The sequence below is a fragment of the Virgibacillus salinus genome, from assembly GCF_900102415.1.
Lineage (GTDB): Bacteria > Bacillota > Bacilli > Bacillales > Amphibacillaceae > Lentibacillus > Lentibacillus subterraneus.
Map to the genome: position 1 here is coordinate 85074 of NZ_FNKD01000003.1, position 12533 is coordinate 97606.

At 36.2% G+C, this 12533-nt stretch carries 17 protein-coding genes; 16 read left to right on the plus strand and 1 reads right to left on the minus strand.

All coding sequences use genetic code 11. The features are described from left to right. The first annotated feature begins 32 nt into the window (after positions 1-32). Positions 33-560, plus strand: a complete 528-nt coding sequence (locus tag BLS02_RS12360) for a sigma-70 family RNA polymerase sigma factor (protein ID WP_092493348.1) — start codon at positions 33-35, stop codon at positions 558-560. Continuing rightward, positions 550-1377 carry an LCP family protein gene (locus BLS02_RS12365; protein WP_092493349.1) on the plus strand — a complete coding sequence of 276 codons (828 nt, stop codon included), beginning with the start codon at positions 550-552 and terminating at the stop codon, positions 1375-1377. Before BLS02_RS12360 ends, BLS02_RS12365 begins: the two co-directional genes overlap by 11 nt. 90 nt (positions 1378-1467) lie before the next feature. On the opposite strand, the gene BLS02_RS12370 is transcribed toward BLS02_RS12365, so the two are convergent. Then, complete coding sequence (locus BLS02_RS12370) at positions 1468-1905, minus strand: S1 domain-containing RNA-binding protein (protein WP_092493350.1); 438 nt, start codon at positions 1903-1905, stop codon at positions 1468-1470. 163 nt (positions 1906-2068) lie between these two features. Here BLS02_RS12370 and BLS02_RS12375 point away from each other — a divergent pair, with 163 nt between their 5' ends. The 14 genes from BLS02_RS12375 to BLS02_RS12440 all read left to right on the plus strand — a co-directional run bounded on the left by BLS02_RS12375 (position 2069) and on the right by BLS02_RS12440 (position 12503). Further along, positions 2069-3514 (plus strand): DEAD/DEAH box helicase, encoded by a 1446-nt coding sequence (locus BLS02_RS12375; protein WP_092493351.1) that lies wholly within the window; start codon positions 2069-2071, stop codon positions 3512-3514. A gap of 603 nt (positions 3515-4117) precedes the next feature. After that, positions 4118-5524 (plus strand): hypothetical protein, encoded by a 1407-nt coding sequence (locus BLS02_RS12380; RefSeq protein WP_092493352.1) that lies wholly within the window; start codon positions 4118-4120, stop codon positions 5522-5524. 15 nt (positions 5525-5539) lie between these two features. Further along, positions 5540-6037: a metallophosphoesterase family protein gene (locus BLS02_RS12385; RefSeq protein WP_092493353.1), complete on the plus strand. Its 498-nt coding sequence runs from the start codon at positions 5540-5542 to the stop codon at positions 6035-6037. Positions 6038-6089: 52 nt separating this feature from the next. Continuing rightward, positions 6090-6560 (plus strand): hypothetical protein, encoded by a 471-nt coding sequence (locus tag BLS02_RS12390; protein ID WP_139180794.1) that lies wholly within the window; start codon positions 6090-6092, stop codon positions 6558-6560. 1 nt (position 6561) lies between these two features. Next, positions 6562-7158: a DUF5044 domain-containing protein gene (locus tag BLS02_RS12395; RefSeq protein ID WP_092493355.1), complete on the plus strand. Its 597-nt coding sequence runs from the start codon at positions 6562-6564 to the stop codon at positions 7156-7158. Positions 7159-7193: 35 nt separating this feature from the next. Further along, entirely contained in the window at positions 7194-7595 is a 402-nt protein-coding gene (locus BLS02_RS12400; protein ID WP_139180795.1) for a hypothetical protein, read from the plus strand. Positions 7596-7808: 213 nt separating this feature from the next. Then, entirely contained in the window at positions 7809-8849 is a 1041-nt protein-coding gene (locus tag BLS02_RS12405) for a serine hydrolase domain-containing protein (protein WP_175559491.1), read from the plus strand. Between the two features lie 487 nt (positions 8850-9336). After that, positions 9337-9795 carry a helix-hairpin-helix domain-containing protein gene (locus tag BLS02_RS12410; protein ID WP_092493357.1) on the plus strand — a complete coding sequence of 153 codons (459 nt, stop codon included), beginning with the start codon at positions 9337-9339 and terminating at the stop codon, positions 9793-9795. A gap of 16 nt (positions 9796-9811) precedes the next feature. After that, positions 9812-10159: a VOC family protein gene (locus tag BLS02_RS12415; RefSeq protein ID WP_175476847.1), complete on the plus strand. Its 348-nt coding sequence runs from the start codon at positions 9812-9814 to the stop codon at positions 10157-10159. 35 nt (positions 10160-10194) lie between these two features. Further along, a complete protein-coding gene (locus tag BLS02_RS12420) occupies positions 10195-10602 on the plus strand; it encodes an HIT family protein (protein ID WP_092493359.1) in 408 nt (135 codons plus the stop codon). A 26-nt stretch (positions 10603-10628) separates the two neighbouring features. After that, a complete protein-coding gene (locus tag BLS02_RS12425) occupies positions 10629-11123 on the plus strand; it encodes a GNAT family N-acetyltransferase (RefSeq protein WP_092493360.1) in 495 nt (164 codons plus the stop codon). 22 nt (positions 11124-11145) lie between these two features. After that, positions 11146-11700, plus strand: coding sequence for an AAA family ATPase (locus tag BLS02_RS12430; protein WP_092493361.1), 555 nt, complete (start codon positions 11146-11148; stop codon positions 11698-11700). A gap of 19 nt (positions 11701-11719) precedes the next feature. Then, positions 11720-12133, plus strand: coding sequence for a flavoprotein (locus BLS02_RS12435; RefSeq protein ID WP_092493362.1), 414 nt, complete (start codon positions 11720-11722; stop codon positions 12131-12133). After that, positions 12117-12503 carry a VOC family protein gene (locus BLS02_RS12440; protein ID WP_092493363.1) on the plus strand — a complete coding sequence of 129 codons (387 nt, stop codon included), beginning with the start codon at positions 12117-12119 and terminating at the stop codon, positions 12501-12503. The genes BLS02_RS12435 and BLS02_RS12440 overlap by 17 nt, the downstream gene beginning before the upstream one ends. Positions 12504-12533 lie beyond the last annotated feature (30 nt).

Below are 12533 nucleotides of genomic sequence, written 5' to 3' on the forward strand. Positions count from 1 at the left end.
AATTACAGAGGCAGATTGGAGAAGCGGGGATTATGGATGAAAACAGAAATGAAATCATACTAGAGGAAATTATGGTTGAGTATGGAAATGACTTGGTACGACTGGCATTCAACTATGTAAAAGATAAAGAAACCGCTAAGGATGTTGTTCAAAACAGCTTCATTAAGTGTTATAAAAATCTGGATGATTTTCGTAATGAATCATCGCTAAAAACATGGCTATACCGTATTACTATTAATGAATCAAAGGATTACTTAAGAAGTTGGCATCATCGAAAGGTTCAAGCAAAAAGCTTTGTACAAGAAACTGCAAAATCAATCTTGCCGTCAGCTGAGGATAAAGTAATCAAGGAATCTGAAAATCAGGAAATTAGGCAACTTATTTTTTCTCTTCCCAAAAGTTATCGTGAAGTCATTTTTCTTTATTACTATAAGTCCCTAATTATGGACGAAATAGTGGAAGTTACTGGTCTTAACATAAGTACTGTAAAGACAAGGCTTAGAAGAGGAAAGCAAAAACTTAAAATAATGATGGAGGAGGCAAGTATTTATGAAGAATAAGAAGTTCGTTAAAGAACTGTTTGCCTACTTGGATGACGAAGAACTGAACTTTACGAAACAGGATCGGGAGGAAACTATAACCAAAATCCAAAAGAAGCATAATAGGAAAAGCAATTTCAAAGGCCTTTTTCAATCGATTGGACCAGTAACAGCAACTTTTCTAGTTATTATATTATCCATAGGTGTGTTATTACCCATTATCTATTCTGGGGATGAAAATGGTGATAACCAATTAGCATCACAGCAAAATAATAACTCTTTTTCTGTTTTACTGATGGGAGAAGAACCAAGAAGTAGAACTAGTTTAAACATACTACTAGCTTACAATAGCGATGATGAGAGTATGAAGGTTGTACCTGTCCCACGTGATACGTATGTCTCAATACTGGATGCGCAAGGCGAAACAATTAAAAAGGATAAATTATTACACGCAGGGGCATATGGTGCAGGACCTAAAACAGTAATGGCAACAGTTTCTCAGTTATTTGACATTCCTATTAATTATTATGCGACTATTCCAGCAGAAAACCTTGCCAAATCATTAGGCCTCACTAAAAATGACACCAATAGGAATAACTTCATGCACGAAGTAAAGGAAAATTTATCAATTTCCAAAATCAAAGAACTTGTGAAACAAAGCGAAACGAACATGACCAAAGATCAATTCAACATACTCGATAGTGATTCCACATCAGTTGAAATTATTGATTTGAGAGAAGGTTATAATGAAAAAATGATTGATGAAACTTATTATGTGGAGATTGAGGAAGAAAAGTTAGCCGAAACATCTAACGTGTTGCAAGAACACTTAGAATAACTGGAGGGTCAAAAAATCCTCCCATTTTAGTACAATAAAGAAAGCAAGCCTGTTAAAACAGACTTGCTTTTATCTATAAATCACAGCAGATTATCCGCGTCTTCCGCCTCTGCCACCTCGTTTTGATTCGGTACTGCGTTTTAGTGTATATAAATTTTCTTCACTACTCTTTAAAAAACGAGCCATTTTATCTTCAAAATTATCTTTTGATTTGAAATTTCCTTTTGGACCGGAATTTCTGTTACTTCCCTGGCGTGATGGGCGCTTAGAGTAAGATGAGGTTTGTCCTTCGGGTTTATCTATTGCTTTTTTGATGGACAAGGCAGTTTTTCCGTCCTTCTCACTAATCACTTTTACTTCAATTTGGTCTCCTACTGTGAGGTGGTCGTGAACATCTTTTACATAGCTATCCGCTACCTCACTAATATGCACGAGACCTGTTGTACCTCCAGGAATTTCTACAAATGCTCCAAAATTGGTGATGCCTGTTACTTTACCTTGTACCTTGCTGCCTACTTCAATTGACAAAAAAGTTCCCCCTAAATATTATTAAAACCAACTAATTATAACAAATTAAAGAAATAATAGCAATAAGCGTGTATAATGAACATAGTCAGATTTTGAATATGATAGCTCTCCTTAGAGAATCCTATATATAAGTCGGATAATACGAAAAAACGAGGGTTAGTACATGAGTAAACGTAATTTTGAGGATTATAATTTAAGTGACACAATTAAACGAGCGCTAGATGTTCTTAAATACGAAAATCCTACTGAAGTCCAACGTGAAGTAATACCAAGAGCAATGGAAAATGAAGATCTTGTCGTGAAATCACAAACAGGCACTGGTAAAACCGCATCCTTTGGTATACCTATTTGCCAAATGATTGAATGGGAAGAAAAAAATCCACAAGCCATTATTCTTACACCAACCAGGGAACTTGCAGTGCAGGTTCGCGAAGACGTAACAAACATAGGAAGGTTCAAACGGATCAAAGCTGCAGCGGTTTATGGAAAAGAACCTTTTGCCAGACAAAAAGAGGAATTGAAACAAAAAACACATGTAGTGGTTGGTACACCCGGACGAGTAATGGATCATATCGAAAGAGGGACACTTGCTTTAGATCAAATAAATTACCTCATAATAGATGAAGCAGATGAAATGCTAAATATGGGTTTTATTAACGAAGTAGAATCGATTATAAAAGAACTTCCTGCAAATAGAGCGACGATGGTGTTTTCAGCTACATTGCCAAAAGATGTTGAGAATCTTTGCTATAAATATATGAAGAATCCTACCCATATTGATATTGAAGATACCGGTATAACAACGAGTACTATTCAGCATAAACTAATTGAAGTGAAAAATGAAGAAAAAATTTCACTGCTAAAAGATGTAACGGTTGTTGAGAACCCAGATAGCTGCATCATTTTTTGCAGAACAAAAGAACACGTTGATATTGTCTTTACTGAATTAGATCAGGCCAATTATCCCTGTCAAAGACTTCATGGTGGGTTAGAACAAGACGATCGATTTGCAGTAATGGAAGGATTCAAAACGGGCGAATTCCGATATCTTGTGGCAACTGATGTAGCTGCTAGGGGAATCGATATCGACAATGTGACGCTTGTGATTAACTATGATGTCCCAATGGAAAAAGAGAGCTACGTTCATCGAACAGGAAGAACAGGTCGTGTCGGTAATAAAGGAAAAGCGATTACGTTTGCAAATCCTAATGAAGGAAAAAAACTTAATTCTATTGAAAGATACATTGGATTTGAGATACCTGTAATAGAGGCACCTAACCGTCAGGAAGTTGCAAGCACACAAGCCACTTTTGATGAGAAACTTAGTGGTCGCCGGATTGTTAAAAATAATAAAACAGAACGAATCAACAAAGATATCATGAAGCTTCACTTTAACGGTGGCAAAAAGAAGAAGATTCGTGCGGTAGATTTCGTTGGAACAATAGCTAAAATTCCTGGTGTATCAGCAGATGACATCGGGATTATAACAATTAAGGATAGTTTATCATATGTTGATATTCTTAATGGCAAAGGTTCAGTTGTTCTGCAAGCCATGGAGAATACGACAATTAAAGGGAAGAAGTTAAAAGTTAGCAAGGCAATCAAATAAAGTGCTAAATGAAAAAGTAATTGCTTATCATTAAATGAGGGCAGTTACTTTTTTTATTAAGGCAGGCACAATTTCATCGCCGATACAAGAACGTCCTGTTCGTCGAAGGAACAGTCTGAAGATCCCACGTACTGAGTACATTTTGCTCGCAAGAAGGCTGGGGCGTTCACCATGGAAAATTTCTGCTCAAATAGCGTGAAACAGTCACTCATCGAGGTTATGAGAACGCGAACGCTGTTCAAATAGCATGAAAAGTGTCTTCATCGAGGTTACGAGAACGCGAACGCTTTCCAAATAGCATGAAACGTGTCTTCATCGTTGTTATGAGAACACTTATCATGAAACATGTCTTCATCTGAGTTATGAGAACGCGGTAAAGTATTTTTCCGCATTGTGTCACAGTATTTCACGCAGTTATGAAATTAAACCAACTTTCATCCTGGATAAGTGTAACTATGATATCCACCACAAGTCTTGAAGAGTGCCAAGTTTCTAATCAACATCAATCTTTTTGAATACAGCCATTATTAAAAAGCTTATCTATACAATCAATTAGTTGTCTGTCATTATTAATGTCAGGAGTAAACTAAGGAGTTAATCAACATGTATTTGTCGAGAATACTAAGGCTATCAATTTTCTTGTATGGCATATTACACTTTGTCACGTTTTTTGTGGACAGCGAATTATTGGCTGATTTGCAGGCATTAAGCGGACTTCTAATATTGGTGTTTGCAGGGATAAATCTGACATTAAAACAATTTAAATTACCACTATTTCTTTTTCTGACAGGCTTAATCACCATTACGCTTGCCGGAGATTCGTTCTTTGAAAATATACAGAATGGTCTACTACAAATGAGCAGTATTATTGGACTATTAATTATTGTGCCAATGATTGGCTGGGTATTACGAGAAGAGCCATATATTGAAGAAATCATTGGTTTAGCACACAGAATGCTTGATACAAGTCGTAAATTTTACTTTGGAATGATCTTCTTCACTCATATTATTTCATATTTTTTATTATTTGGGTCAATCCCGCTTATGTATCGATTCGTTGATGACATTCTGAAAAATCAACAGGGCGAAGCATGGGAAAATTTTAAAGGGACAGCACTTTTGCGTGCTTTTGCACTGTCAACGTTATGGATAATCAGCATCCCAAGTTTCACTTTTGCTGTCGAGGCGTTGAACGCTTCGTTATGGGTAACCATTTTGCAAGGATTCGTGGTGACGGTTTGCGCCATTGCGATGGCTGTGATTTTTTCATATTTCGATGAGAAACGTTATGGTGTGAATTTAACATCTGAGATAAAAACAGAAATTGATAAGGTAGTCAGCCATTCTTCTAATAGAAAACAGCAAATTCGTAATTCTTTAGAATTCACTTTTCTGTTCATAACATTATTTGGCTCAATTTTTATATTATATGAAGTTCTTTCAATCCCGCTGATGGTACTTATTCCACTGGTTATTATTGTATGGACCAGTATTTATTTCATGATTAAAAAAAGCCCGATCAAACTGTTTAGGCAAACAACTGAATATTATAGAGAGGGGCTTGTTAGCCAGGGGTATCAATTCAGTATAATGCTGGCTGCTGGCGTAATGATATTGGGGATAAATCAAACCGGTCTTGGGGCGAATTTTATCGAAATGATCTATAACCTGCAGGAAATTATACCATTCTTTAATATGTTATATTTCCTTCCGTTTATCGTTATAATTCTTGGATTTATGGGGCTTGGTCCATTGACCGTAATGGTTTTAGTTGCAGGGATATTGGAAAGTATCTCACTTCCTTATCCGCCAGAATTGGTTGTCCTGTCGATAACTTCCGGAAGTGCTATTTCGATACTTCTTTCACCGTTAATTATGCCAGTTATTATATTGAGTGGTACGAATGGATTAAGCGGTTATAAAAATGGAATTAAGTTTAATCTGAAGTATGCAATTGCTTTATATGTGATGGTGCAGATTTATGTACAATTTGTCGTATATAATCTTTAGAATGGAGATCTGTAAATGAAAATTATTGTAGTAGCGGATACGCATATGCCCGGAAAAGGTAAACAGCTGCCATCCCGGCTTATTAAAGAATTAGAAAGTGCTGAATTGATTATTCATGCTGGCGATTGGAAATCGATGGAGGTTCACAGCATGCTCACTAAGTATGCAGAGGTGGAAGGTGTTTATGGAAATGTCGATGGTGACGATATAAAAGAAAACTTTGCTCTCAAGGAAATAATTGACGTGGCCGGACATAAAATCGGAGTAACCCACGGGCATGGGGATAAAAAGTCAACAGAAAAGCGGGCTATTGAAGCCTTTGAAGGTGAGGCTATGGATGTCATCATTTATGGCCATTCGCATATTCCAATGCTGAAGTACTTTAAGAAGACGCTATTATTCAATCCTGGATCGCCAACGGATAAACGGACACTCCCATATTATTCATTTGGAATCCTTGAAATCGATCAGGAGGTACGGTCTGAGATTATTTTTTTCAGTGATAAAAGCTAGTATATTATTTTGTTAAGATTATGGACAGTTAAATGGCTGTGAAGGAGGTCAAATGATGAAATGGATTCGACGTCTATTTATCGTTATTGCACTAATTATTCTTATTCCTGATATTATCATGTTAACAGCATCGACGTTTGATCGTGACATCCCAAAAGATATTCAAAAGCAGGTAGATAGTGGAGATGCAAAAATGATTGACCTGGACGAAGAAGTAACAATAGGTCAGGATGAAATTAGATTTAAACATCTTATACTTTCAGATGATGAAACAACATTAATATATGAAGTACATACGGAGGAATCAGGTTGGTCTTTTCCGAGTGGGGCCATCGATTTAATGGATGGGAAAGGAAACAGCTATAACGCTAGCAGCGGTTCATCGTCCGGTCAATCATGGGGAGAATTTATAATACATACATATAAGCCTTTAAAAGATGATGTCGATACGATTATAGCTGATTTTAGATGGTACGATAAATCTTTCCAAACGGAGTTTTCGTTAAACCAGGAGGATCATTAATATGACAAAAATTAACAAAAAGGCAATCACCGAATGGATTCTCGCTGCTCTTTTGATTTTCCTCATAGTTAGTGAATCTCCGTATCTAAACTACTATCATCTTTCTCCCATAAAAGCACATGAGCAGTCTGAGCGAACCTATTACTATGGACCATCCAAAGTTGTAGAAGATATCGACCTTGGAGATGTTCATATTTATCTTGGAAAATATAAAGATTGGTTTTCAGCGAATATGGTTGTGAGGCATGCCGGAATCTTCTGGCGCCCTGGTAGTGGAGTCGGAGGTGATGAAATTAAACAGGATCAGGACATAACCCATTCATGGGCAGGCTCAACGATTAAAGAAGATTATATGCTAATGAGATTTTATGGGATAGTAACAAATCCAGAAATTGCCGAGGTTGAGTTAGACGTTGTGGAAGGATATGACCGAGCAGAAAAAGTTAGTGAAGATCAAATTCGAACGTTTTCATATGAATTAGAGAATCATCGCATGTTCTTATTTCATTGGAATGAGCAGAAACATGAATATAGAAGGCTTTCGCTAAGAGGAATAGATGAGAGTGGTAATGTTGTTTATGAGAAGGATTTGAATTGATAGATTGTGAGAGACTCTGTTGAGAGAGGGATTTTATGAGGAGATTGTTGCTAGCTTTATTACTATTAAGCATCCCAGTTTTAATGGTGGGATGTAATAGTGATTCGGATGAAAGTACAGACGGAAATGACATAGGAAATCCTGATGCTGAACAGTTATTAGCTGCTAACAAGGATGCTGATATCTTTGCGACAATTGATGTTGTTTATATAAACGCTGAAAACGTTAGCTGGGTTAATGAACTGGAATTAAGTTTAGGTGATGAATACTTTGAAATTACAAAGCAATCGACAACTCCAAAGGAATTTGAAAGTGGTACAGCATCAAAGCTGCCGGTAGGAACAAAAATATATAACCCCGCAAAGGAAAATGGACCAATATTAATTGCGGTGATTAAGGGTAAGAAGATACCGTATTTAGGTGTTATTGAAGGTTAATATTTTTCCATTTGTAAGCCAATAAATTAATGGAAGAGGTTATGTTAGCTTTCAATTATGCTATGCTTTAATTCAATAAAAAATTGGAGGTTTTAGCAATGATAATATTCGTATAATTAGGAATACAGTTTGATATTATTTGTTATGTTCAAGCGATTCCTATTCTTAACTAGTAATAACATTAAAAATATACGTAATTTTGGAGGAATAGCTATGAACATAAATTTAAATTTAAAAAAGGTAATCTCAGATATTCAAAGTAAGGTTGATTTCTCAGGAGCGGTATATGTTAAGGACAAGGATAAGGTTTTAGTTGATGAAAGCTATGGGTTCGCTAATCGATCTGATCAATTAGAAAATAACTCCATGACTCGCTTTGGTATAGCATCTGGATGTAAGCTCTTTACTGCAATAGCGATTTGTCAACTAGTCGAAGAAGGTAAACTTTCATTTAAATCTAAGTTAAGCGATTGTCTTGCTATAGACTTTAAGCATTTCGATGATAAAGTTACAGTCCACCATATACTGACCCATACTTCGGGAATACCGGACTATTTTGATGAGGAAGTAATGGAGAATTTTGAGGAGTTGTGGGTTAAAAATCCTATGTATCACATACGTAAGTTAAGCGATTTTTTGCCGTTATTTCAAAATGAGTCAATGAAATTTCCAGCAGGAGAAAAATTTCATTACAATAATGCGGGTTATATTTTGCTAGGATTGATAGTGGAACAGGCTAGTAAATTGGAATTCTCTGAATATGTTCAGAAATACATTTTCAGTAAAGCTAACATGAAGAACTCAGGATATTTTTCCTTTGATTCTCTACCATCAAACACTGCCTTAGGCTATATCGATAACCCTGATGGAACCTGGAAAACAAATATTTATTCCCTGCCTGTAAAAGGTGGTTCAGATGGTGGCGCATATGTGACGGTTGATGATATGACTAAGCTATGGGAAGCGCTTCTGAATTATCAACTATTAAATGAATCGAACACAAAAAAGCTTTTATCAGCTCATGCACAAGTCAATGAAAGTAGCTTCTATGGTTATGGAACATGGATTAAAAAACGGGCGGAAAACAATGTCATTAAGTACCATGTGATGGGCTATGACCCTGGTGTCAGCTTTCATTCTGCCTATTATCCTGACTCATCAGTTAAGGTTGTTGTTTGTTCTAATAAGTCAGATGGGGCATTTGATATAATGAGTGGAATTGAAGAAGCATTACAAAGCACTAATACCTTGTAAACACAGAAATTCCTGCTAAGTGAGTAGGGGGTCATTTTTGGGAGAAAAAGCTTAAGGGGTTCAGAACCTGGATCCTCGTTCCGTTATTTGTCTTATTAACCCACATAATCCATTGATTTTGTACCTTTAGCGGAACCAGGATCCGATTTATCCCTTTTGGAACAGTTTTCTTCCATTTAACGGAATGAGGATCCACATTGCTTAGCCTGCCGGATCCTCATTCCTCTATTCCCTGCAATCCCTCGTTTGTAAATTCTGTACCCTTAACTCGTATGCGATTTTCTGCCTCCTGCTGAAACCGCTACTATCGGCAAGGGTCTTTTTTTAAGCAGTTAAGAAAGCATAATACTTTACTCTTTCACCGCCATAAAGGTTTAACGAAGGCCAAGTTCCCTAATAATCTGGGAGATTTTATTCAGGAAGGAAGGTTATTCAATTATTTTGTCGAAATCTAATTTGATGAATCTTATAGAAAGGAGAAAAGTTATTGAGCTTTAATCCAAAATTGGAACTAACTCAAAATGAAAAAGTCCAACTTAGAAGAGCAAAAATAAAGATAAGTGAAGTACATACGTATAGTGGAGAAGAATTAGCGCAAATTTTAGGTATTTCAGATGATAGAGCGCGAACTGTTAAAGCATTGGCTGAATTTCAGAAAGTGCCTTCTATTGGTTATGAACTAGCTGAGAAACTAGTACACCGCTTAGACATTTATTCCTTAAAAGAATTAAAAGATCAAAATGGTGCTGAGCTATTGGATGAATTGGAACAACGATTAGGTGTATGGACGGATCCTTGTGTCGAAGATCAAATTCGCTGTGTTGTATACTTTGCGAATGATCCAAGCAGTAGTAAGAAATGGTTTGATTTTACAAAAGAAAGAAAGGATTATCGTACAAAGATTGGGTATCCAGAAAATAGACCAAAGAAAGCATGGTATGAATAGAGGAGGAGGGAGATTAATGAAAACAAAACTAGCACATGTCAGAGCCAATGTTAAAGATTTAGACGAAGCAATTGATTGGTATAAGTCTACACTTGGGTTTAAAGTAGTTGCAACATGGCCACCTGAAAAACCTAATTACGCGCATTTTGAAGCGGATAATGGAGCAACCTTCGCTATAATGGAACATGAAAACTACCCATCTCTCGGCAGACTTAATTTTAATACAAACAATGTTGAACAATTATGGATAGAACTAAAAGATAACGTTAATGTCATTGAAGAATTGTTTTCAACACCGTATGGTACCCGAAAATTCACGATTACTGACTTAGATGGTAACGAATTAGGTTTTGTTCAAGACTGATAGTTCTTCAGATATTAATAATTAAGGAGGCAGCTATGGCTTACGATAAAAATTGTCCGTTTTGCAATCCAATGGATGATGATGAGCAGAATATGATATTTGAAAATGAGACGTGCTATTTTTTACAGCGCAATAGGGAACAGAATGTATTCGAAGGCTGCGGTCTCATAGTCCCAAAAAAGCACCATGCTAATGCGTTAGAATTAACAAAAGAAGAGTGGAATGATACATATGAACTTTTACAAGCTGCAACTAAGTATCTTGAATCGGAATATTCTCCTGATGGATACACACTCGGATGGAATGTCGGCGAAGTATCAGGTCAGTTTATATTTCATAGTCATTTTCACGTGATACCAAGGTATAATGATGAGACACATGCTGGAAAAGGTGTTCGTTACTGGTTGAAGCAGCCTGAAAATAAGAGGAAAATTCTAGAATAATAATAATAGAAAAGGAATGTTAACAATTGCCGTACATAAATACTGACAGACTAACCCTAGTTACATTTACAGTTGAGATGATGAAGGCGACTTTGATTGGTCAAAATCAATTGGGAAAAATAACAGACTATAAAGCGGCTGACGAATATCCGTTGGAGGATTATAAACAATTGCTTTCCTATAAAATAGATCGGTTTACACAGTACCCAGAAGAAAATGAATGGGAAGGTATTATCATTCATAAGAAAGATAATACGATTATGGGTGACATGGGATTTAAGGGTGGACCGAATGAAAAAGGAGAAATGGACTTGGGATATAGCATTGTTCCCAGTTATCAAGGTGAAGGATATGCGACAGAAATGACAATTGCTATGGTGAACTGGGGATTACAGCAACAGAATGTAAACAAAATCACAGCCAGTTGCTCAGAAAGTAATATTCCGTCTATCCGCGTTCTGGAAAAGACAGGATTTGAACAAATCAGAACGGAAGATAAAGAAATTTACTGGTCAATTTAGTAGTAAGAGGGGGAGTAACCTTATGAAATTTGTTCTAATCTTTGGAGCGCAAGCAGTGGGTAAAATGACTGTTGGACAGGAACTGGCAAAAATTACGGACTTAAAGCTATTACATAATCATATGACGATTGATCTTCTTGAACCATTTTACGGATTTACGCCGGAAATGTGGAGACTATCAAACCTGTTTCGAGAAGAAATATTCAAGTCATTTTCAAAAAGTGATAAGTATGGCATAATATTTACTTTTGTATGGGCTTTTAATGAAAAGGAAGATTGGGATGCTGTCGATAAGATGGCTAATATCTTTAGTTCTGAAGGTGAAATTTATTTCGTTGAATTAGAAGCTGATGTAGAAGAAAGGCTTAAACGGAATAAAACCCCCCATCGACTTGATCAAAAGCCAACGAAAAGAAACGTCGAACAATCGGAACAAGATTTACTAAGCACTTTAGACACGCTTAGATTAAATTCATACGAAGGCGAAATCGAGATGGAGAATTATATAAAAATAAATAACACAAATTTGAGTGCTGAAGAGGTAGCTCAAATGATAAAAAAAGCGTTTCAATTATAGGCTATTAGGAGGTTTTTTAATGGATAATTCATTCCGTAAGTTTCTTGATAACTTTTTAGACATTTGGAAAAGATCATCTTTAGAAGAGCTTAAATACATAATTTCAAATGACTATAAAGCCAGAGAAATATCAGGCGGCGAAGTAGTAGATTTCGGTTATGAAGAAGCAATAAATGGGTGGGAGCAGGGCTTTAATTTCGTGAAGGAAAACGATGCCCAATGGGAATTAAATGAAATTTCAATTCTGCCTTTACGCGATGATGAAACGATGGCGATAATGTCAGCTACTTTAGTTATTGAAGGGAAAAGTCTGGAAACCGTAAATTTATTTTTTGAAACATTCAAGAGAAATGAAGACAATAGTTGGATGTTGGTAAGAAGTTATATAGAAGCAGGAGTTGTTAAGGAGGAAATTGATGGGAAATTATTCTAATCCTATAAAGAGTCAGATTGGAACAGTATTCATTCATGTTGAAGATCTAAAAAAATCAGTGGAGTGGTACAGCAATATTTTTGGATTTGATTACGATTGGAATAGTGTAGAATCCCCCGTTTTTAACATTCCGATCGATGGTAAAACTGGGTTAACATTGGATGACCATAAATTTGATAAAAATTTTATACATAAACCTAGTCCTAACCCAGTTTGCAACCTTCTTGTGGAGGACATTGATGAAGCATACAATTTTATGGAAAATAATAATGTGGAAATTGTAAGGGAAATAGAAAGGATTGGAGAAGACTTTGCCTGGTTTAACTTTGTTGATCCTGACGGTAATGTACTGATGGCTTGTACTTGCTGATGCTTGAAAATCAAGGTGACTTCAAATTCT